The 22,365-nt window shown below is 51.0% G+C and carries 20 protein-coding genes and 7 tRNA genes; 4 read left to right on the forward strand and 23 right to left on the reverse strand.

The genetic code is table 11. The annotated features are described in order from the left end of the window. Positions 1-6 precede the first annotated feature (6 nt). From DWZ76_RS13490 to DWZ76_RS15120, 5 genes are all read right to left on the reverse strand, one after another. Positions 7-789, reverse strand: a complete 783-nt coding sequence (locus DWZ76_RS13490) for a type II secretion system F family protein (RefSeq protein ID WP_243015269.1) — start codon at positions 787-789, stop codon at positions 7-9. Then, positions 740-1,948, reverse strand: a complete 1,209-nt coding sequence (locus DWZ76_RS13495; protein WP_333523633.1) for a CpaF family protein — start codon at positions 1,946-1,948, stop codon at positions 740-742. Before DWZ76_RS13495 ends, DWZ76_RS13490 begins: the two co-directional genes overlap by 50 nt. 120 nt (positions 1,949-2,068) lie before the next feature. After that, positions 2,069-3,073, reverse strand: coding sequence for a hypothetical protein (locus DWZ76_RS13500; RefSeq protein WP_118472977.1), 1,005 nt, complete (start codon positions 3,071-3,073; stop codon positions 2,069-2,071). A 35-nt stretch (positions 3,074-3,108) separates the two neighbouring features. After that, positions 3,109-3,684, reverse strand: a complete 576-nt coding sequence (locus tag DWZ76_RS13505) for a prepilin peptidase (RefSeq protein WP_182427989.1) — start codon at positions 3,682-3,684, stop codon at positions 3,109-3,111. Further along, the gene (locus DWZ76_RS15120) at positions 3,681-3,830 is read right to left on the reverse strand and encodes a hypothetical protein (protein ID WP_182427988.1); all 150 of its coding nucleotides are present in this window, start codon (positions 3,828-3,830) and stop codon (positions 3,681-3,683) included. Before DWZ76_RS15120 ends, DWZ76_RS13505 begins: the two co-directional genes overlap by 4 nt. Before the next feature lie 384 nt (positions 3,831-4,214). Here DWZ76_RS15120 and DWZ76_RS13515 point away from each other — a divergent pair, with 384 nt between their 5' ends. The 4 genes from DWZ76_RS13515 (at position 4,215) to glgB (ending at position 8,471) form a co-directional block, all read left to right on the forward strand. Next, positions 4,215-4,628: a metalloregulator ArsR/SmtB family transcription factor gene (locus tag DWZ76_RS13515; protein WP_242995792.1), complete on the forward strand. Its 414-nt coding sequence runs from the start codon at positions 4,215-4,217 to the stop codon at positions 4,626-4,628. A gap of 81 nt (positions 4,629-4,709) precedes the next feature. Continuing rightward, the gene (locus DWZ76_RS13520) at positions 4,710-4,952 is read left to right on the forward strand and encodes a YaaL family protein (RefSeq protein WP_107001765.1); all 243 of its coding nucleotides are present in this window, start codon (positions 4,710-4,712) and stop codon (positions 4,950-4,952) included. A gap of 23 nt (positions 4,953-4,975) precedes the next feature. Then, the gene (locus DWZ76_RS13525) at positions 4,976-6,520 is read left to right on the forward strand and encodes an alpha-amylase family glycosyl hydrolase (protein WP_243017854.1); all 1,545 of its coding nucleotides are present in this window, start codon (positions 4,976-4,978) and stop codon (positions 6,518-6,520) included. 4 nt (positions 6,521-6,524) lie between these two features. Continuing rightward, a complete protein-coding gene (glgB, locus tag DWZ76_RS13530; RefSeq protein ID WP_118472980.1) occupies positions 6,525-8,471 on the forward strand; it encodes a 1,4-alpha-glucan branching protein GlgB in 1,947 nt (648 codons plus the stop codon). Positions 8,472-8,588: 117 nt separating this feature from the next. Here the strand turns inward: glgB and DWZ76_RS13535 are convergent, their stop codons facing one another. The 18 genes from DWZ76_RS13535 to DWZ76_RS13620 all read right to left on the reverse strand — a co-directional run bounded on the left by DWZ76_RS13535 (position 8,589) and on the right by DWZ76_RS13620 (position 22,105). Continuing rightward, complete coding sequence (locus DWZ76_RS13535; protein WP_022360406.1) at positions 8,589-9,761, reverse strand: MalY/PatB family protein; 1,173 nt, start codon at positions 9,759-9,761, stop codon at positions 8,589-8,591. Positions 9,762-10,019: 258 nt separating this feature from the next. Next, complete coding sequence (locus tag DWZ76_RS13540; protein WP_207663656.1) at positions 10,020-11,165, reverse strand: PLP-dependent aspartate aminotransferase family protein; 1,146 nt, start codon at positions 11,163-11,165, stop codon at positions 10,020-10,022. Between the two features lie 556 nt (positions 11,166-11,721). Continuing rightward, on the reverse strand, positions 11,722-12,300 hold the full coding sequence (gene pdxT / locus DWZ76_RS13545; protein WP_107001768.1) for a pyridoxal 5'-phosphate synthase glutaminase subunit PdxT: 579 nt from the start codon (positions 12,298-12,300) through the stop codon (positions 11,722-11,724). Between the two features lies 1 nt (position 12,301). Beyond that, positions 12,302-13,177 carry a pyridoxal 5'-phosphate synthase lyase subunit PdxS gene (gene pdxS, locus DWZ76_RS13550; RefSeq protein ID WP_118472981.1) on the reverse strand — a complete coding sequence of 292 codons (876 nt, stop codon included), beginning with the start codon at positions 13,175-13,177 and terminating at the stop codon, positions 12,302-12,304. Positions 13,178-13,541: 364 nt separating this feature from the next. After that, positions 13,542-14,393 carry a 16S rRNA (cytidine(1402)-2'-O)-methyltransferase gene (rsmI, locus tag DWZ76_RS13555; protein ID WP_118472982.1) on the reverse strand — a complete coding sequence of 284 codons (852 nt, stop codon included), beginning with the start codon at positions 14,391-14,393 and terminating at the stop codon, positions 13,542-13,544. A 15-nt stretch (positions 14,394-14,408) separates the two neighbouring features. Then, positions 14,409-15,140, reverse strand: a complete 732-nt coding sequence (locus DWZ76_RS13560) for a tRNA1(Val) (adenine(37)-N6)-methyltransferase (RefSeq protein ID WP_107001771.1) — start codon at positions 15,138-15,140, stop codon at positions 14,409-14,411. Beyond that, on the reverse strand, positions 15,130-16,041 hold the full coding sequence (locus tag DWZ76_RS13565; RefSeq protein WP_022360400.1) for a stage 0 sporulation family protein: 912 nt from the start codon (positions 16,039-16,041) through the stop codon (positions 15,130-15,132). Before DWZ76_RS13565 ends, DWZ76_RS13560 begins: the two co-directional genes overlap by 11 nt. 4 nt (positions 16,042-16,045) lie before the next feature. Beyond that, complete coding sequence (holB, locus tag DWZ76_RS13570; RefSeq protein WP_118472983.1) at positions 16,046-17,035, reverse strand: DNA polymerase III subunit delta'; 990 nt, start codon at positions 17,033-17,035, stop codon at positions 16,046-16,048. Between the two features lie 260 nt (positions 17,036-17,295). Next, the gene (locus DWZ76_RS13575; protein WP_107001773.1) at positions 17,296-17,913 is read right to left on the reverse strand and encodes a guanylate kinase; all 618 of its coding nucleotides are present in this window, start codon (positions 17,911-17,913) and stop codon (positions 17,296-17,298) included. Between the two features lie 191 nt (positions 17,914-18,104). Beyond that, positions 18,105-19,697, reverse strand: coding sequence for an aminotransferase class I/II-fold pyridoxal phosphate-dependent enzyme (locus tag DWZ76_RS13580; protein WP_243017856.1), 1,593 nt, complete (start codon positions 19,695-19,697; stop codon positions 18,105-18,107). A 92-nt stretch (positions 19,698-19,789) separates the two neighbouring features. Next, entirely contained in the window at positions 19,790-20,911 is a 1,122-nt protein-coding gene (locus DWZ76_RS13585) for an MBL fold metallo-hydrolase (RefSeq protein WP_118472984.1), read from the reverse strand. A gap of 319 nt (positions 20,912-21,230) precedes the next feature. After that, a tRNA-Lys gene (locus tag DWZ76_RS13590) sits at positions 21,231-21,303 on the reverse strand. Positions 21,304-21,306: 3 nt separating this feature from the next. Beyond that, positions 21,307-21,379, reverse strand: a tRNA-Phe gene (locus DWZ76_RS13595). A gap of 196 nt (positions 21,380-21,575) precedes the next feature. Continuing rightward, a tRNA-Met gene (locus tag DWZ76_RS13600) sits at positions 21,576-21,649 on the reverse strand. Positions 21,650-21,715: 66 nt separating this feature from the next. Beyond that, positions 21,716-21,797, reverse strand: a tRNA-Tyr gene (locus tag DWZ76_RS13605). Between the two features lie 9 nt (positions 21,798-21,806). Further along, a tRNA-Thr gene (locus DWZ76_RS13610) sits at positions 21,807-21,879 on the reverse strand. 18 nt (positions 21,880-21,897) lie between these two features. Beyond that, a tRNA-Val gene (locus tag DWZ76_RS13615) sits at positions 21,898-21,970 on the reverse strand. Between the two features lie 61 nt (positions 21,971-22,031). Continuing rightward, a tRNA-Asp gene (locus DWZ76_RS13620) sits at positions 22,032-22,105 on the reverse strand. Positions 22,106-22,365: the final 260 nt, after the last annotated feature.

The following is a 22,365-nucleotide window of genomic DNA, read 5'->3' on the forward strand; positions in this document are numbered from 1 at the left end:
TATGTTTCACACCTCAATCTGAAGAATTTTCCCCGATACCCTCCATGCCAGCAGATAGACCACCAGACACCCGGTCATCACCACCCGCCCCACCGCTGTCTCATACATCTGTGAGAAAAACCCCGGCGATGACAAATCCACGTAGAGCACAATCAGGTACGGCATCAGGTTCATAATTCTCTGTTCAAACTGCTTTTCTGCCGTCATCGTGAGAATTTCCTCCCGCACCTGTATGCGATCCGAAATCACGTGAACGACATGGTGAACCACGCTTGCCAGCTCACCCCGGCTCCGTTTGGATACAGTAAAAATAACAGAGAAATTTTCCACCTCATCCAGACCACTCCTCTTTGCAAAGGAAGAAAGCAGCACCTCCACGGTCCGGTTCATTTTAAGCTGACTTGCCAGGTATGAAAACTCACGGGTAATCATCCCCTCTTTTCCGTATTGTTCTTCCAGATCGCGCACGCTCGCGATAAACGCATTTTCCACCGAATAGCCTGCAGCCAGCGCCGAAGCCACAATCTGAATCGCTTCCTTAAACTGGAGCCGCAGTTCCTCTTTTCTCCGGCGGCAGAGCTCCCGCCTCTTAAAAAACGGCCGCAGCATCCCCGCCGGAAGCATCAGAACGAACGCCAGAAATGAACGGTAGAATACATACGCCGTCACGGCGCACACCGCTGTTCCCTCCAGAAGGTAACGTATCCACTCCTGCCCCGTCAGGTGGTAAACCCGGTAATCAGAAAGCACTTCCTCCCGCGAATCTGCGCCGCCCTTCAAATCTGCCAACCTGGATAAGTGCTCCTTCCACCTGTCCGGAATCAGCCTCCCCGCTTTCCTGAAACTGATAGATGGGAGAAAGGCGGATTTCCCCATTTTCATAGCCTATCACCTCCGTGATCTCCAGTACCTTCCGGCTCCGGTCCCGCATCCGCCCGACATGGACCATCAGATCGAGCGCTGAACCGATCTGGCTCCGGACCGCCGCAAGCGGCAACTCTGCCGCCATCAGAACCATTGTCTCCAGTCTTGAGAGCATGTCTTTTGCGCTGTTTGCATGTCCAGTTGAGAGCGAGCCATCGTGCCCCGTATTCATCGCCTGCAGCATTTCCAGCGCCTCGCCGCCCCGGACCTCCCCAACGATGATGCGGTCCGGACGCATTCGGAGACTCGCCCGGATCAGATCGCGCATGGAAATCTCCTGCGAACCATCCCGGTTCTCCACCCTTGTTTCCAGGCTGACAAGATTCTTTATATGGCGGATTTGAAGCTCTGCCGAATCCTCGATCGTGATGATGCGTTCCTCCTGTGGAATATAGCCGGACATGGCGTTTAAGATCGTCGTTTTTCCCGATCCGGTTCCTCCGCTGATGAAGATATTGAGCCCCTGCTCGACCGCTTTCTGCAAAAATGCCGCTGCCTCCCGGCTGATACTTTTTAACTCAATCAGACGTTCCATCGTGATCGGTTCCGGGAACTTCCGGATCGTTAAAATCGGACCATTTAACGCCACCGGTGCCAGCACCACGTGAACACGCGAACCATCTTCCAGTCTCGCATCCGCAATCGGAGACGCCAGATTGACCGTCCGGTTGACACGGCTTACAATCTGCTGAATCAGATCCTCTAGCTGCCCTACCGAATCAAAGTGCTTTTCTAATTCTTCCACACGCCCCTGCCGCTCGACAAAAATGTGCTCCGCGCCATTTACCATGATCTCCGTGATCGTCGGATCATCGACCAGCTCCTGCAAAATATCCAGCCGTCTGAATGAATCAAACAGCTCTTTTCTCAAAGAAAGCCGCTCTTTTAACGGCAGATACGCCCCTTCTGCTGCTTCCAGAATCGCCATGTCGATCAGGTCGCGCAGTTCCTCATCCTCCACCTGCATACGGCTCTCCATCTGCTCCATCAGACGCTGCCTCAAAACCATTTTCTGCTCCTGCATACTTCCCCCTGCCAGTTGTTTCTCTCACAACCGTTTACTCTTTAGAATGACTGGCAAAATCCCGCTCCATTTATCCCTGTCAAAAGACTTTGCCCCTTCTAATTTAACCCACAATGAACATTATCCGCCCACACTGCTTCCCCGCAGCAGCTGTCGTACATAATCACCCAGTTCTCCCCATAAGAGCTGGTCAATATAATCGCCCCGTCCAAAACTGCCGTGATACGGAAGCTTCAGGCGTTTAATACGTTCCCTTAGCATGCCATTTCCTGTCTGTGAAAAATACTGCTCCAGCTCCTTAAGCTTTGCCAAAGACACCGGATCTTCCCGGATCGGCATATAGATTACCCGGCACAGCTTCATTACCGAAAGCGCCGTCCTGCGCCCGCTTCCTATATCCACTACCAGCGTATCATACGCACTCTCCCCGGCAATTGCCCGTATAAGCCCCGCGATCGCCTCCTCTCCTGCCTGATCCAGATCCTCCGGATAGCGCACCGGAGGAATATAGTCCAACTCCCCCATCGTGTGGACAACGCTGCTTAAACGAAGCGAATTATAGCTTCCACCGTTGTAAAAATACAACAGATCCGACAAATCACTCTTGTATTCTTCTTTCATCAAAACCGACAGACCGGAAAATTCCTCCAGGTTCAGATACAGCACCCGCTCCTCCTGTGCCAGAAGTTTTCCTATTGTCAGGGCAAACGAGGTCTTTAAACACCGTCCAACCGGCGAATACACTCCCAAGACCTTCGCCAGCCCCCGTCCAGACACCTCCGGCAGATCCCCCGGGCTTTCCCCATACCAGGTCATCACGTCGCGCACAATCGCATCACTGGACTGGTATTTGTAGACACAGGGAACTGACGGACTAACCGGCTTTCCCCCATTATCCGATAAAAGAATGACCTTTTCCGCCCGGATAGACTCCTTTTCTTCCGCCGGAACATGCTCGCCCAACAACAGAAGCTTTACCGGATGTTCCGCCGCAAATGCCCGCAGCCGCTCGATCGAGCTGAACGCCACCACCTCAAACGGTATTTTTTCCTTCTGGTTAACTACCTCTGCAAACCGCGCCGCATAGACTGGATCCACGTCATACACAGCCAGAATATGCTTCATCGCACCGCCACCTCCCTAATCACAAGCCATTTTCCTTACAGATACCGAATCAGCTCCGCCCCAATCACTCCCAAAAACAGGCACGGTGCCAGACAAAAAGATGCCTCTTTTCCATCCCGCGCTTCCAGATAGTACGGCTCGACGCTTCCCCCAAGCGCAGACCGGTACAAATAAAACACAAGATATGTAAGCCGCTGCCTGGCAATCCCACGCCGGATAAGTAATACGAGCGACCATATTCCGGCAGCTGCCAGCCCGCACAGGAAAATCCGCCCGCCCTGCCGCAGCCCGGCGGCACCAAACAGGACGGCTGCCATTTTGATGTCCCCCGCACCTATCATGCGAAACAGATACAGAGGGAACAGGACAATCAATAAACTCCCGCTACGAATCAAATATCCACAAGTCTCGCCAATCCCCATCATAAGCGCCGCCCCATATCCCGGCAGCCGCCCGTCCCATCCGGCCGTATATCCCATCTTCATCCCCAGACCAAACCGAATCAAAAGAAACAACAGGCCGCCAAGCAGAAGCATCCCATTGGGAATACGGCGTTTTTTCAAATCCCAAAACGCACAGCCGCCAGTAAACAACAGCAGCAAAAAGGTCAATCCATCCCCTCCTTCTCTTTCGCATACATGAAACGAACAATTTCTGCACAGTATGTCCTCTTTTCAAAACTCCTGCCGCAAACGATAGCTGCCAGTCCTGCGCCAGCTTTTACCGCCACCTTTTTCCATTCATTTCCTGTATGCACTTCAAACATTCCTGAAAAATTATCGAACATTTCTCTGAACTTAACTTTTAGAATCTTAATAATAGATCAACGGGAAATCCGGATTCCCGTGACAGATGGAAGAACCCATCCATGAATGTTCCTCCATTATGAACAGTTTTTGATCAAAAGTCAATCCCAAAACACCCGAAATATGCGCCAAAAACATCTCAAAAACTTTGTGCATCTGAACCCATTATTTTAGCTAGACAATTTCGTTATTTGAAAATAATTGCCAAAATATCTCTTTATTTTTTATCTATAAATACCCATTCCAGCATTTTCCTTTCCATTGACTGACGAAACAAAAAATGGTAAAATACTATTAGTTTAAATTTTTAAACCATTATAGAAGGAGGAGCCGCGATGAAAAAAGGAATAGAACTTAAACAGCATTTTCATACCTGTATGCCTCTTTTTATCGCACTGGGTGATGAAATACGGCTGACGATCATCGAAGCACTGACGGACGAAGCCCTCACGGGACGCACAAAAAACACCCCTATGAACACAAATCAGCCGGATAAAAACGATGACCGTCCAATCAGCCTGCCCACCCAGCCCCGTCCGCACGGCTTAAATGTCCGGGAAATCACCGAACGGACCAGCCTGTCGCGCCCGGCAGTTTCCCACCATTTGAAGATCTTAAAGACAGCCGGGCTGATCGACGTCCACCGGGAGGGAACCTGCAATTATTATTACCTCTCGATCGAAGACAGCACCCGGAAATTGATGCAGCTCGGACATCTGCTGGAATCCGTGCTTTCCATGAACGCCTGAACCAGGATGCATATCTTTCCATTTTCTGAATATACTGATCGTTGTACCAATTTATAGGATTCAGAAAGAGAGCATCAAACCATGAAGCACAACCGCACCCACTGCTCCGGGAGCACCAGCACGGACATTTTTTCCGCCCACCCTGACCCGGAGCTGCTGACAGAACTGCGACAGACCATGAGCACGATCAACACCGTTTTCAACCATTTTGAAGAGGTCGTCGATCCGACTCTGATTGACTGCTATATCTACGAACTGAAAGCCGCACACCTCCGGTATCAGTTCCTTTTACGACATATTAAACAACAGGAAAATACCATTTAACCGACACAAGGAGGACCTTTCTCATGACAGCCTGGTACGACAAAGCTATCTTTTACCATATGTATCCTCTGGGAATGACCGGAGCACCGTTTGCCAATCCCTATCCTGTCTCCGATGGGACAGCGGATGGCACCAGGGACGTTTCCTCCGATTCCCGCATGGACGAACTGATGCAGTGGATTCCCTATTTAGAGAGCCTGCATATTTCCGCGATTTACATCGGACCGCTGTTTGAATCATCCACGCACGGCTATGATACCCGCGATTTCCGGCTCATCGACCGGCGGCTGGGAACCAACGTTTCGTTCCGATCTTTCGTGGACTGCTGCCATGAGCATGGCATCCGCGTCGTCGTGGACGGCGTGTTCAACCACACCGGTCGCGAATTTTTCGCCTTCCGCGACCTGCAGGCGCACCGTGACCAGTCCCCTTACGCCGGATGGTACAGGAACGTCAATTTCGGCTGGGGCAGCCCGCCGGGCGATTCCTTCGGCTATGAATCCTGGCACGGCATCTGGGAGCTTCCCTGCTTAAACCACCGAAACCCGGAAGTGCGGAACTATCTGCTTGACACTGTCCGTTTCTGGGTGCAGGAATTTGACATCGACGGTATCCGCCTCGACTGCGCGGGCGATCTTTCCTTTGAATTTATGCAGGAACTGCGCCGGCTGGCAAATGAAATCAAGCCGGAATTCTGGCTGATGGGCGAAGTCATCCACGGCGAATACGCCCGCTGGGTCAATCCGCAGATGCTTCATTCCGTCACCAACTACGAGATGCACAAAAGTATCTATTCCGCGCACAACGACCACAATTATTTCGAACTGGCACACAATGTCCGCCGCCTCGAAGCAGTGGGGCGGGATCTCTACACCTTTGTGGACAACCACGACGAAGACCGGATCGCAAGCAAACTGTTAAATCCGGCACATCTTGCGCCGCTTTACACGCTGCTGTTCACTCTTCCGGGCATTCCGTCCATCTATTATGGAAGTGAATGGGGCATTCAGGGACGCCGCGGACACAACTCTGATACGGAACTCCGTCCGAGAATCCTGCCGCCGAGACCGCTTGCAGAAGAAATGCAGACCAGCGACGGACAAAACACCGGCATCCGCACAGATGGCAACTGCCAGAGCTTTTCGAGCGCCACAGGCCCAAACATACACGCAGGCGCAAACACCTGCTGCCAGACCACTTCAAGCACCACAGACTCAAACACAGATACCAGCGCAGGCACCGTGACACCGCTTACACTTCTGATCCAGAAACTCGCCGCCATCCACGCCGCCGAACCGGCGCTTCACGGTGGGCGTTATCAGGAACTTCTGCTGACAAACCGGCAGTACGCATTTGCCAGACACGGTGACCACCAGGCGATCCTTACCGCTGCCAACAACGATGACAACGCCGCTTATTTACAAGTTCCGCTTCCATTCCACACGACAACGGAACAAGCTACGGATCTGATTACCGGAAAATCGTTTTTGATCGATAAGAATACAAACAAAATTCAGATAGAATTAGAGGGTAACAGCGCTGTTATTCTCGGAATCACGGAGGGGTAACCTTATGAAAAAAGCAGCTTCCACTACTAAACGAACCACATCGAAAAAACAAAAGACAGAGGGACTCGGCGTGATCGGCGAGCTTGACCGGTATCTCTTCGGAGAAGGCCGCCACTACCAGCTCTACCACAAGCTGGGCGCACACCCTTATACATATCGCGGACAGGACGGCTACTATTTCGCGGTCTGGGCGCCGCACGCAGCCGCCGTCAGCCTGGTCGGCGACTTCAACGCCTGGAATCCGGATGCAACCCCGATGAAGCCGGTCGCAGACAGCGGCATTTACGAGCTCTTCGTACCGGGACTTGGCGTGGGACAGCTCTACAAATTCGCCATCACCACGCACACGGGAACGATTTTATTTAAGGCAGATCCATATGCATTTTCGGCAGAATACCGTCCGGGAACCGCTTCCGTGACCGCCGATATCCGCGGCTTCAAATGGAACGATTCCAAATGGATGGAATCGCGCGCGGGCACCGATCCGGTCAAGGCGCCAATCTCTATCTACGAAGTTCACTTAGGATCCTGGAAAAAGAAAAACCGCCCGGAAAAGGACGGTTACTACACTTACATGGAAGCCGCGCATGAGCTGGCTGACTATGTCCTGGAAATGGGCTACACCCATGTAGAGCTCATGGGAATCGCCGAACATCCGTATGACGGCTCCTGGGGCTATCAGGTAACCGGCTATTTTGCCCCGACCTCCCGCTACGGAACCCCGGCGGAATTTATGTATTTCGTCAATTACTTACATAAAAAAGGCATCGGTGTCATCCTAGACTGGGTTCCGGCGCATTTTCCGAAGGATGCACACGGACTTGCCGATTTCGACGGACAGGCGCTCTATGAGTACGCCGACCCGCGCAAAGGCGAGCACCCGGACTGGGGTACCAAGGTCTTTGATTATGCCAAAAACGAGGTATCCAATTTTCTGATCGCCAACGCGCTCTACTGGCTCGATGAATACCACATCGATGGTCTGCGCGTGGACGCCGTCGCTTCCATGCTTTACTTAGACTATGGGCGCCAGGACGGACAGTGGGTACCAAATAAATATGGCGACAACAAAAACCTCGAAGCCATCGAGTTTTTCAAACATTTAAACAGCGTGATCCGCGGCCGGAAGGACGGCGCCATCATCATTGCCGAGGAATCCACCGCCTGGCCGAACGTTACCAAGAGCCCGGAAGAGGACGGTCTTGGATTTACCTTCAAATGGAATATGGGCTGGATGCATGACTTCCTCGAATACATGAAGCTCGACCCGTATTTCCGTAAATTTAACCACAACAAAATGACCTTCGGCATCACCTACTGCACCAGCGAAAACTTCATTCTGGTGCTCTCGCACGACGAGGTCGTCCACCTCAAATGCTCGATGATCAACAAAATGCCGGGCGAATACGAGGATAAATTTGCCAACCTGAAAGTCGGCTACACTTTCATGCTCGGACATCCGGGCAAGAAACTTCTCTTCATGGGACAGGATTTCGGTCAGTTCCATGAATGGGATGAAAAAGTCTCCCTCGACTGGTACCTTACGAAAGAGCCGTTCCATGCCGACCTCCAGAATTATGTGAAAGGGCTTTTGACGCTCTACCACAAATATCCGGCGCTCTACCGCCTGGACGAGGAGTATGACGGCTTCCAGTGGATCAACGCCAACGACGGAGACCGCAGTATTTTCAGCTTTATCCGCCGCGATGAAACACAGAAAAAGAATCTTCTCTTCATCTGCAACTTCACCCCGGTAGACCGCGACGATTACCGCGTCGGTGTTCCGAAACGCGGCACCTACACGCTGCTGCTTGACCAGGAACACGGCTACTACAAGCGCGGCGATAAGATCAGCCATTACCGCTCCATCAAGAGCGAATGTGACGGACAGCCATACTCCTTCGCGTACCCGCTTCCGGCGTATGGAACAGCGGTGTTCCGGTTCTCATAAAATAATGTTCCTATGAATTCAAAAAAACTGCCGCAGACAGACTGTTTATATGGGGGGATACAGTCTGCCTGCGGCAGGTTTTATTTATACGGGTTCTGATTCGTGACCCAATCAATTTTATCCGCGGATCGCCGCTTCCAGCTGCTTCAGCGCTTTCTCCACCGTCGCCCGCGGGCATGCGATATTGATCCGCTCGAAGCCCTCGCCGTCCGGTCCGAACATCGCACCGCTGTCCAGCCACAGATGTGCCTTGTCCACGATCAGATGTTCCAGCTCTTTTTCATTCAAATGAAGCGCCTTAAAATCCAGCCACAGAAGGTAGGTTCCCTCCGGCTCGATCAGACGGATTTCCGGCAGATGCTCTTCCAGATACGCCTTCACAAACTTCCGGTTCTCCTCCAGATACGCTTTTAGCTGTGCAAGCCACTCCGCTCCCTCTTCATACGCCGCCTGGCATGCTACCAGTCCCATCAGACCGACCTGGCTGTAGCCTGCCGCCGCAATCTCCTTTAAGAGTTTCTTCCGAAGCTCTGGGTTCGGCACAAAGATATTGGAAATCTGCAGTCCCGCCAGATTGAACGTCTTGGACGGTGCCGTGCAGATCAGGCAGTTCTGCTCAAACTCTGCACCCAGCTTCGCAAATACTGTGTGCGGATGTCCCTCGCGGGTAAAATCACTGTGGATCTCATCGCTGACCACGAGCACACCGTGACGCAGGCAAATCTCGCCAACCCGGCGCAGTTCTTCCTCGCTCCAGACACGTCCGACCGGGTTGTGCGGACTGCAAAGCAGGAACAATTTAACCTTATTTTCCACGATCTTCGTTTCCAGAGCATCCAGATCCATCGTGTAATAGCCATCCGTGATTTTCAGCGGGCTGTTGACAATCTTACGCCCATTGTCCGTAATTACTTCCGAAAACGGATAGTACACCGGCTGCTGAAGCAGTACGCCGTCACCTTCCTTTGTATACGCCCGGACAGCCGCCGCCAGCGCGAATACAACGCCCGGTGTCTTCACCAGCCACTCCGGTTTCGTCTCCCAGCCAAAGCGCTCCCGGTACCAGTTCTGGACTGCCGCAAAATAGCCCTCTTTTCCATCACTGTAGCCGAAAATACCATGTTTTACTGTCTCTTCCAGCCGCTCTAAAATCGCCGGAGCCGTCTGAAAATCCATATCAGCCACCCAAAGCGGTAAAATATCCGCTGGTTTTCCTCGCTCGATGGCAAAATCATATTTTAAACAGTTGGTACCATGCCGGTCCACCACTTTGTCAAAATCGTATTTCATGCATTTTCCTCCCAATCCATCGTTCCTGTCAATGAACGGTTTTCACTCTGGCATCCTGTCATCCATGCCCATATCCCACTGCCCATGCAAAACCGATACCAAATATCTATCCTCTTTTGTAACTGTTCAGTACCTTCACAGTCACGCGCAAAAATCCATTAAAAATTGCCTACGGCAATGGGATTTTTGCCTGCTGGCCCATGTTTTCGTACGGTCAGCGCAATAAATGCGCAGACCTACTGAACAGTTACCCTCTTTTTACGCTAACGCCTGCTCCAGATCCGCAATCAGATCATCCACATTTTCAATACCGACAGACAGACGTAAAAATGTCTCTGTAATTCCAAGACGTTCCCGGATCTCAACCGGCACATCGCCATGTGTCTGCAGCATCGGATAGGTAATCAGGGACTCCACGCCGCCCAGACTCTCCGCATAGGAAATAAGCTTCACGCGCTCCAGCACCTTTCTCGCCGTCTCCTCTGTATCAGTGCGGAACGAAATCATGCTGCCCGCGCCGCGGCTCTGTTTTTGGTTGATCTCATAACCCGGATGCTCCGGAAGTCCTACATAGTAGACATCCGTTACTTTTTTCTGCTCTTTCAGCCAGCTCGCGATCTTCATCGCATTCTCCTGCTGCCGTTCCACACGCACTGACAGAGTCTTGATGCCGCGCAGGACTAAGAAAGAATCAAACGGAGAAAGTCCGCTTCCGATCGTCTTGAACAGATACCGGATCTGCTCTGCCAGCGCCTTGATCGGCGTACATAAAAATCCAGCCAGCGTATCATTGTGACCACCTAAAAACTTCGTGCCGCTGTGGACAACCAGATCCGCGCCCTGCGCGATCGGATTCTGCAGATACGGGGACAGGAAGGTATTGTCCACGATCAGAAGCAGTCCGTGCTTCGTCGCCAGACGGCTCATTTCCGCCAGATCGGTCACCTGCATCGTCGGGTTGCTCGGTGTCTCGATGTAGAGTGCCTTCGTCTGATCCGTGATCGCCTTCTCAACCGCCTCCACATCGGCTGTATTTATATAGGAAAATGAAAAACCGCGCTTCTTTTCCAGTGTCTCAAAAATACGGACGGAACCACCATACAGATCCTCGGTACATACAAAATGGCTGCCACTGTCAAACAGCTCCATCATCAGCGAGATCGCCGCCATACCGGATGTGCAGGCAACGGTATCAACCGCTCCTTCCAGCGCCGAAACAGTCTTTTCCAGCTCGTCTCTGGTCGGGTTGCTCTCACGCGTATAATTATGACCGGTCGATTCCCCAATACCCGGGTGGGCAAAAGTCGCCGTCTGGTAAATCGGTACTGAAACAGCGCCAAAAGAATGGTTTTTAGAAGTTTCCGGATCTCCGCAAATACAAGTTGTCTCTATCTGATAAGCCACGATGTCATCCTCCTGTGTCTATTTGCTATATCAGCAAATTTGTTTTTTATATAATTTTCTTATTTCATATTATTTTAATTGGTTTATCAGTGATTGTAATGCAGAATTCCTACTTTGTCAATAGGAATTCCATGCAGTCCACCATTTTCCCGGGCGTTTTCCTTTCTCAGCGCAAAAACCTATCAAGGTACATTTTTTGTTTTTTCACAGAACGCACCTTCCAAACAATTCAAGTCGAACGTCCGTGAGACTTGGCGCGTGATTCTGGTCAGCGAAGCTGACATATTCTTTACAGAATCACTGCGCATCCTCGCGGAGCGTTTATCTCAGTCGGAGAATGGACTCCCACTGAGACAAATTTGCTATTACTCACCACCTGAAGAGGTGGGAGTCTTCTCGACTGAGATAAAAAAACGGTCAGAATCAATGACATCTTCCCACATTTCAGAAATATATCATCCATTCTGACCGCTTTAAATGGCTGCAGTTCTCGCTCCCCTTACCAGTAGGTTTCACTTTTCATCAACCACACACTAATTTTTACCAAATTACACTCTTAATTTCCTTTGCAGACTTCTTCTAGAAAATACCGGTGCACCGTCACATCCTCATTCAATTCCGGATGAAATGCCGTCGCAAACTGGTTTCCCTGTCTGGCTGCGACTATCTTTTCGTCCACTGTCGCCAGCACCTTAACATTTTTCTGAACCGAAGCGATGTACGGCGCGCGGATAAAAGTCATCGGAATCGTCCCCAGACCGGCAAATTCAGCCTCCGTGTAAAAACTTCCGAGCTGACGCCCGTAGGCATTCCGCACCGCCGACACATCCATCGTCGCAAAGCACGGCGTTCCGCCCTCGATCTCCTTGGCCAGAAGCAAAAGCCCCGCGCACGTTCCATACACCGGAAGCCCTGCCGCAATCTTTGCCCGAAGCGGCTCATAAAGCCCCAGCTCATCCAGGAGCTTACGCATCGCGGTACTCTCGCCGCCCGGCAGAATCAGTCCGTCCATCGGCCGCTCCAGATCCGGAAGCTGCCGGATCTCAAACGCCTCTGCGCCCAGTCTCCGTACCATGGCAATGTGTTCGGCAAACGCGCCCTGCACCGCCAGCACGCCTATCTGTTTTTTCTCCATCTTACTGTCCCCGCTCTGCCATCAAAATCGCAATCTCATTCTCATTGATACCAACCATCGCCTCGCCCAGATCCTCAGAAATCGCAGCAAGTAATTTTGCATCCTTGTAATTCGTTACTGCCTGCACGATCGCCGACGCACGTTTCTCCGGATTGCCTGACTTGAAGATACCAGATCCAACAAAGACTCCCTCTGCGCCCAGCTGCATCATCAGAGCCGCATCCGCCGGGGTAGCCACGCCGCCTGCCGCGAAATTGACAACCGGGAGACGTCCATTGTCATGTACATAGCGGAGCAGATGAACCGGAACTTTTAACTGTTTTGCTGCCTCGTAAAGCTCATCCTCACGCAGGTTCTGAACCCGGCGGATCTCCGAATTCATCGCACGCATATGGCGGACTGCCTGTACGACATCGCCCGTTCCCGGCTCTCCCTTGGTACGGATCATCGAAGCACCTTCCTCGATCCGGCGCAGCGCCTCTCCCAGGTCTCTCGCACCGCAGACAAACGGAACCTTGAACTGTGTCTTGTCAATACGGTACACATCATCCGCCGGAGATAATACCTCGCTCTCATCGATATAATCAATCTCGATCGCTTCCAGAATCTGCGCTTCCACAAAATGACCGATCCGGCACTTTGCCATAACCGGAATCGAAACTGCCTCCTGAATGCCGCGAATCATCTTCGGGTCACTCATACGGGACACACCGCCCGCTGCCCGGATATCCGCCGGAATCCGCTCCAGCGCCATAACCGCACACGCACCTGCCGCCTCCGCGATCTTCGCCTGCTCCGGGGTTGTGACATCCATGATAACGCCGCCCTTTAACATCTGTGCCAGCTGTTTATTCAGTTCATAACGATTCTCTGCCATTTTTATTCCTCCCGTAGTTGAATATGATTTTTCTTTGTAAGCCAAGCGTCCTTACGATCCTTGCAATCAATACCCGAATCCACTGAATCATTCACAGGCAAGCGCCTCTTCTGCCTTTCTATTCTGCCTTGCGAAAAACAATTCACTGACATTCTGTATTTTTACATTCATTTCCGCATCAACTTAGTAGGAATTATAGCAAAAACTGTACTGATTAAAATATACACTTTTAAATATTTTAATCAGTACAGTTTGTTCTTTTCTCAAATCTTATTCTATTTTTCTTTTATCTGCACAAACCGGAGCGCCCCGGCATTCCACCAATGCCACTCCACTTACCCATTTTTCAGCTTTCCGTTTGTGTCTACGCCTCTTCCGCCTCCAGCAGCGCCTGGTACACATCCCGCTTCGAAATCCCGCGGTCCTTCGCCACCAGCTTCATCGCTTCCTTGCGGCTGTTTCCCTGTGATTCATAATGTTCCATATGCTCTTCCAGGGACATCTGCTGCCAGCGCGCCTGATCCTCCGCCTCGATCTCCTGGACGGATTTGCCCTCGATGACGATCACGCACTCACCCTTCGGCTCATTTTCCGTATAATACGCCACCGCCTGCGAAAGCGTCGTCCGGAACGCCGTCTCGTATTTCTTCGTCAGCTCCCGGCAGATAGACGCCTTTCTATCCCCCAGCGCCTCGTAAAGCTCCGTGAGCGTCCGCAGAAGGTGGTGCGGCGCCTCGTAAAGCACAATCGTGCGCGTCTCATTCTGAAGCTCTGCAAGCACCCGCTGGTGCTCCTTCTTGTCCGTCGGAAGAAATGCCTCAAAACAGAACCTTCTCGTCGGAAGTCCCGAAATAATCAGCGCCGTAACACACGCCACCGCTCCCGGAAGCGCGGTTACTTTAATTCCCGCCTCGCAGCACTGGCGCACCAGCTCCTCGCCCGGATCCGAAATACCCGGCGTCCCGGCGTCCGTGATGCAGGCAATATTCATGCCCGATTTCAGCTTCTCCACCAGCACACGCGCCTTCTCGACCTTATTGTACTCATGGTAGCTCGTCATCGGTGTATGAATATCAAAATGATTCAGAAGCTTAATACTGTGCCGCGTGTCCTCCGCCGCAATCAGATCTACCTGCTTTAACGTCTCCAGTACCCGGAATGTGATGTCATCCAGGTTGCCGATCGGCGTGGCACACAAATATAATGTTCCTTCCATCGTTCTCCTATTCCATTAATACCCGTAAATATCATAAATCTCATCCGTATACACGCCCGGCTCTTTGTACACAATGATCGGCTTTTCCACTGTCATCAGCGCGCCGCCGCCGCGCACCGCCTCGATGAGAACCATATTTGCCTCTTTATCTGCAAACGGATGGACAAATTTCATCCGCTTCGGCTCCAATTTCTGACTTTTCATCGCCATCAGAATCTCAATGAGCCGTCTCGGACGGTGCACCATATAGAGTCGTCCGCCGGGACGAAGTGCCGAAGCCGCCGCGCGCACGACATCCTCCAGATTGCAGAGAACCTCATGGCGGGCAATCGCCTTTGGAAGATCGGGATTTTTCAGCCCGTGGCTGTCGTTCATGTACGGCGGGTTCGTCGTTACCACATCAAAGGATGCCTTCTCAAACAGCGTCGGAACCTCCTTGATATCGCCCTGCACGATCGAAACCTTCTCTTCCAGCCTGTTGAGCGCCACACTCCGGGATGCCATCTCCGCCATCTCCGCCTGGATCTCCAGACCTGTAAAATGGCTTCCTTCCGTCTTTGCCTCCAGAAGAATCGGGATAATACCAGTTCCCGTTCCCAGATCAAGCGCTTTCTCGCCCGGCTTCACCGATGCAAACCCGGACAAAAGCACCGCGTCCATGCCAAAACAGAACCCGTTCGTCTTCTGGATGATCCGGTATCCGTTCCGCTGCAGTTCATCGATCCGCTCGCCCTCTTTAATTATCATCCAGCTTCGACTTTCCTTCCTTTTTCTCCAGTGCCTCCAGCGCTTTCAGCTCCGCATCGTTGACATTTCCCCTGTCACGGCGGCGCTTCGGCTTAAACTTGAGCTGATCCACACGGTAATCACGGATCTCCTTCTCATCCCGTCCTACCGTCACAACCACCTTTACCTGCTGGCGCAGGACGCTGACACTGTGAACCTCGCCTTTCAGCCCGTCATCCGTTGTGACGTAATCGCCGACACTCGGCAGATGGCTGTTCAGATCCTCATACGTCTCTTCCTCGTATTTCAGGCAGCACATCAGACGACCGCACACACCCGAAATCTTCGTCGGATTTAAGGACAGGTTCTGCTCTTTTGCCATCTTAATTGAAACCGGAATAAACTCCGATAAATATGAATGACAACAGAGCGGACGACCACAGATACCGACGCCACCCAAAATCTTCGTCTCATCCCGGACGCCAATCTGGCGCAGCTCGATCCGCGTCTTAAAGACCGCCGCCAGATCCTTGACAAGCTCACGGAAATCGATTCTTCCATCCGCCGTAAAATAAAACAGCAGCTTATTGTTATCAAAGGTGTATTCTGCATCGATCAGCTTCATCTGCAATTCATGCTTGCGGATCTTTTCCTGACAGATCTGGAATGCCTCATGCTCTTTTTCTTTATTCTTCCGTTCCAGCTCCTCGTCATTCTTCGTCGCCATACGAATGACCGATTTCAGCGGCTGGATCACCTTCTTCTCATCCACCTCGCGGACGCCAAGAACCACCTCTCCGAACTCGATTCCGCGGGCGGTCTCCACGATCACATGGTCGCCCATCTTGATTTCCATCTGCGCCGGATCGAAGTAATATACCTTTCCGGCCTTGCGGAACCGGACTCCGATTACCTTTATCATAAATTTAATTCTCCTTCATCGTCAAAAGCATCAGCTCCAGCGCCAAATCGGTGTTGACGTTAGCATTCAGCCGGACTTTTGCCTTTTCAATCGCACTCAATATCTCTTCCAGCCCCTCATAGGAACTCTTCTGGCAGCAACTGCTGACCGCTGAATACTCCTCCTTAAAGATCAGCGAATTCATGTCCTTTGTAACCTTAAACATCAAAATATCCCTGTACCAGAGCTGCATGAAATCCAGGCACTCATACAGATCCAGATTGTCCTCCTGCAGCTTGCGGATATAATCCAGAAGCATCGGAATATCCATGTCCTTGATATTTTTAAGCAGCGTCAGCACCTCTCGGTACAAAAGTGCAAACTCCTCCGAAGAGGCGAGATAAATCGCTTTTCCTAAATTTCCTCTCGCAAACGCCGCATAAATATCCGCCTGACCATCCGAAACGCCCATTTTCTCCGTCAGGTAATCGCTTACCACCGAATCCTTGAGCGGACGAAGTTTCAACTGGATACAGCGGGACAGGATCGTCGGCAGAAATACCTCCGGGTTCGTCGTGATAAGCACCAGCACCGCATAGGCCGGCGGCTCCTCAATCGTCTTTAAAAGAGCGTTCTGCGCCTGCACCGTCATTTTCTCCGCCTCATCGACCAGATATATCTTATATGGACTGCTGTACGGGCGGATCGAAACCGTATCATTGATCTGAATTCGGACATCATCGACACCAATGCTCGCCGGTTTCTCATGTGTCACCCAGATCACATCCGGATGATTGCCCGACAAAAACTGCTTACAGGAATGGCATTCCATGCACGGCTCTGTCCCATGTTTCTCGCACAAAAGCGTCATGGCAAATGCCTTCGCGATCGTCTTGCGTCCCATTCCTTCCTCGCCCGACAATATGTAGGCATGTGAAACTCTCTGATACCCGATCGCCTTCTGAAGGTGCTCTTTTATCTTCTCATGTCCAATAATATCGTGAAAACCTGCCATCTTGATGCTCCTTTCAGGGCTGGACTCTGGATTTTAATTCTAAAATCGTTTCAATCGTATGGATCGGTTGGGATCCCTTCTATCATGCCCTTCTTTTATTATTTGTAAATCTCTATCATCTTAGTATAACACAAGATTTAACCTCTGCCTAGTGCGATGAAATTCCGAATTTGTTACTGTTCACGCATACGTGCCCAGTAACGGAATTTGCCGTGGCTTCGCATTTTAATACGGCAAATTCCTGCTGCCACCACGTTTTCTTACGGCACTTTCGGTTCCAAAAGTGCCAATCCGTGAGCCCGAATTTCCCTTACCAACGTATCCACACACGCTTCCAGCTCGCGGTTTTCAAACCGGTTTTCCGCCCGGATCCCACATTTTTCCATATTTTCGGCACTGAAATCTGCCTCATCCGCCAGGAAACGGCGGCACAGCTCCGCATACTTTGGCTCTGTCTGCTGCCGTTCCCGGTCAAGCGCACGCTGAAGGCGTTCACCGTCCTCCACCTCAATGTAAAGCGGCACCAGCACATCCGCGCCGAAATAATTCCGCGTCCCCTCATACGATTCCAGCGTCCCGATCATGAAATAATCATGCGATCCCAGATCGATCTGCCCATCGTCCACCGTTGCATAACTCCACGGTCCATAAATAGTCTGGTAGGTTCTCTTTTCAATGATCTTTCCCTGTTTCTCCAAATCCGCAAGCCTTTTTCCGGTCACAAAATAATACTCCACACCGTCCCGCTCGCCTGCCCGGATCGGTCTGGTCGTATACGGCACCACCGTCCGGATCTGCGGCAGCCGCTCTCTCAATATCTTATAGATCGTGTCCTTCCCGGACGCGCTCTTTCCCATCACGTAAAATATATGTCCCATCTTCCTATTATGCCTTTCCAGCCAGTATTTTCACACGCATTCCATCGTATATATAAATCCGATTTTTCTCTGTTTCTTATGGCAAATGTGTGAATTTGTCTTCGACAAAGGATTTTTGCCTTGTAAGCCAAGGTTTTCGTACGGTTCGCACAGTAAATGTGCGAACCTGGTAAATCAATACCTGATATTTTCTAAATAACAACCTCTATCCACAAATTCAATTTGTCTGATTTTTCACAAATTCCTTCCACCGTAAGTCCCAGCTTCCAATCCTCACGGATCCGCGCGATCTCCCTTGTTCCAATCCGCTCTCCCGGCATCAGCATCGGCACCCCCGGCGGATAAATGGTAACGCAGATCCGCGCCGCCCTTCCTTCCGCCTCCTCAAGCGGCACCAGCATGCCATCCCCATGCCATGCCTGCCAGGGGAGACACATCTGCTGCGGATAGTTTTCTGAATCATTTTCTTGGTTCAGTTTCTGATTCGATTGTGCTCCCGAAAACGGTTCCTGCCTGCCTTGTTTTGCATCTTTCAGCCCAACACTTTCCGCCTCCAGCTTTTCCACCCGCGCATCCAGCTCCAAAAGTGCCCGCTCCAGACGCGAAAATCCTTCCTCCGTATCCATAAACGAAGTCATCAGAAGCACATACCGCCCGCTCGACATCTCCGCCTCCAGATGATACTCTGTCCGCAAAACCTCTGCCAGTCTGGTTCCCGTCATAAAATCTGGAAATAGCACCAGTTTTGACGGATCATATCCATACACACCTGCCGCACCACAGATTTCCTCTTTCAGAAGCCGGAAATGTTTTAGCTTCGCCAATTTTTCCCGGAGTTCCCGCAATCGTGCGCCATACCGCGCCATCTCCCCGGCTCCTTTTTCTGCCATATACCGGACGCAGTTCTCCATCGACGCAATCAGAATATACGACGGGCTGGAACTCTGGTAAACCGATAAATACTGTTCCACCTTCTTCGCATCCAGAATCTGGCTTTTCAGATGCAGAATCGCCGTCTGTGTCAGGGATGGAAGCGTCTTGTGAAGACTCTGGATCACCAGGTCTGCCCCCTCCTGTAACGCCCCATCCGGGAAATAGCTCCCATCCCCAAATGGCAGATGCGCGCCGTGCGCCTCGTCCACAATCAGCGCCGCTCCATGCCGGTGCGCCGTCGCTGCAATCCCCTGGATATCCGACACGATCCCCTCATAGGTCGGGGAAGTCACAAACACCGCCCGGATCTCCGGATGCTCCAAAAGTGCTCGTTCCACCTGCTCTGGCTCGATCCCTCCCGGAATCTGAAACTCCGGCACCTCCTCCGGATATAAATATACCGGTTCCAGCTGGTTTAAAATCACCGCGTGATACGCCGATTTGTGGGAATTTCGAGCCATGAGGATTTTTTCCCCCGGCTTCACTGCCGCCGCGATCGCCGCCAGAATCCCGCACGTACTGCCATTCACCAGATACCAGCTCCGGTCTGCTCCGTACACCGCAGCCGCCGAATTCATCGACTCTTTCAAAATATCTTCCGCATGATGCAGGTTGTCAAATCCATCAATCTCCGTGATATCCACCGAAAATGGATTCGGGGCGGAAGTTATCCCCATTTTCACCTGGCGTTTGTGGCCCGGCATGTGGAACGGGTAGACATCCGACGCCGCATAGGTGGATAAACGTTCTAAAAGCGGCACTTCCGGACGTAGGATGATTGTTTCCGACCGCATTTTCCTGTCTTTATTCACTTTTTCTTCTTCCTTCTGTTTCTCTCTTTTTTCGTTCATATCTTATTTCTATCCGCTGCACCGCATCCCAGAAGCATTTCATTTCCCTGAAAACAACTTTTTAAAATTTTATTTCTATCTTTTATAAAAAACTACCGCAGTATCTGATCGCCATCCTTGACACAAAGATTTTTCTTCACACCTAATGTTACCATCCATCCACGGACAATCGGCGTCTTATACGAACCAGCGCCCGCGACGCCATCCTGCACATTATCCCAGAGCCAGTCCGGCGTCGGCCATAAGCAGACCTCCGGTGAAATCTCCTGGTAGAGCTCCTCTTCCACGCCTCTCTGCCCATGGTGCGCCATCTGTAGCACATCCGATTTCAGTTCCTCCTGCGTATGATTGGCAAGAAAATCTTCCCCTGCCTGCCAGCCCATATCACCCAAAAACAGGATCCGTTTTCCGCCCATCTCCACGCGGTACGCGACCGAGCTGTTATTAAAACTATTTTCCGTGCAGGCAAATGGCTCGTTCATCACTGTGATCTCCGCGCCCGCCACTGAAATCTTCTGCCCTTTCGTAAGCGTCCCGCATTTTTCTGCTTCCGGCAGTTTCGCAATCGCTTCCGTGATCCGATCATAACACTCCAAATCTGAATCCCGTCTTGAAACCTGCTCCTGACCTAAAAATTCTTTATTCAGAAATGAATAATACACCTTACCGATCGAGATCGGCATCGGATCCATGTTTAAAATCTCCGTGATCGCCCCCACATGATCGCTGTGCGGATGGGTTAAAAGCCATGCATCCACATGACCGCCCAACTCCTGAATAACCTCAATCAAATGCGGTGCATCGACATCACGACCGCCGTCTACCACGATCACCGCGCCTTCCTTCGTCTTCATGACGCAGGAGAGGTTCTGCCAGATATCCGCACACGCTAAAAGCCGAAGCTCTCCCCCGTCCAGATACGGCTCCTCCACACCCGGCTCCGCCGCCTCCGCCGCAGCTAACGCTTCCATTTCTGCCGCCGACTGCTGTTCCCCCAGGTTATCTAAATCAATCGGCTGATCTGGATTTTCTCCATTTTCATTTCGGACAGCCTCCCGCTCTGTACTGTCCACGATTGCTACCGTTCCGGCTATCTCCGGATAGTTCGTGAACCGGCGGCTGCATCCGCTCAAGTTCAAAAGGAACGTCATGCCAAGCGCCGCCGCTGCATATAAATATTTCCGGCGTTTCTGTTTCATCTTGTTTTGCTCCATTTTTCTTCTCCATTTTAAAATTTCTGCATTTGCCTATTTCTATTCTTACTTCCATTTTGGTTTTCTATTTGCTTCTGTTTTCAATCAATTATAACAGCTGCCATATCCGAAAACAAGAAATTATATATTCAAGAAAGACTCCTGTCTGAATGGCTTTTTTACTTAACATGAATGTTAAACGAAGTTTCCTATTTCTTCTTCGCGCGAGTGCGCATCATTGACACGTTAGTGCCTTTTTGTGTAATAGGGAATTCCAAGGAATTTCCTATTACACAAAAAACCGCCACACTGTCTCCAGTGTGACGGCTTCTCATCTTCATGAGGCATCGGGGATTCGAACCCCGGACAACTTGATTAAAAGTCAAGTGCTCTACCGACTGAGCTAATACACCATATGCCCAGAACCGGAATCGAACCAGTGACACGAGGATTTTCAGTCCTCTGCTCTACCAACTGAGCTATCTGGGCGTAATGGTTATTTGATTTTATGCGGATTAAAAATTTGCTTGTCGCTTTTTTTAGTCCGAAGTGCTCAGCTCAAAAACTTCGTTTTTTCGCTTACGGCATTCGCCGTATACATCTAAAAATATATCTGTTAAAAAACATGCAAGCATGTTTTTAACTTCTATATTTTTATCTGTGCACTTCTCATTGCATAAAAAAATTGCGGGGGCAGGATTTGAACCTGCGACCTTCGGGTTATGAGCCCGACGAGCTTCCAGACTGCTCCACCCCGCGCTAATTCTTACTCTATTATTATATACAATTTCTGGAAAAATACAACCATTATTGTAAAAATAATAATGGATGGAGGTGGATTCGAACCACCGAAGCGAGACGCAACAGATTTACAGTCTGCCCCCTTTGGCCACTCGGGAACCCATCCATTTTAAAAAGCCGATGATCGGACTCGAACCGATAACCTGCTGATTACAAATCAGCTGCTCTGCCAATTGAGCCACATCGGCATAAAACATTGGTAACAATGGGGCCTACAGGGCTCGAACCTGTGACCCTCTGCTTGTAAGGCAGATGCTCTCCCAGCTGAGCTAAGACCCCATCTACGATACTGCACCAGTCCATATTCATTTTTCAAAGAATTGAAATAGTCGTATCTAAACGACCCGGATGGGGTTCGAACCCACGACCTCCGCCGTGACAGGGCGGCGCTCTAACCAGCTGAGCCACCGGGCCAAAAGGTATATACCTTCAAAACTGCACATTGAATTTCTTCTACTTTCTATCTTTCATCCTTTTAGGAAATAACTTCCTCTTACCTATCCTTAACCATAACCTTTTGGTTAAGCCCTCGACCGATTAGTAACAGTCAGCTTCACGTATTACTACGCTTCCACCTCTGCCCTATCTACCTCGTCGTCTTCAAGGGGTCTTACTACTTGCGTATGGGATATCTCATCTTGAGGGGGGCTTCACGCTTAGATGCCTTCAGCGTT

It is taken from the genome of Clostridium sp. AF35-15 (assembly GCF_003477745.1).
GTDB classification, from domain to species: domain Bacteria; phylum Bacillota; class Clostridia; order Lachnospirales; family Lachnospiraceae; genus Otoolea; species Otoolea fessa.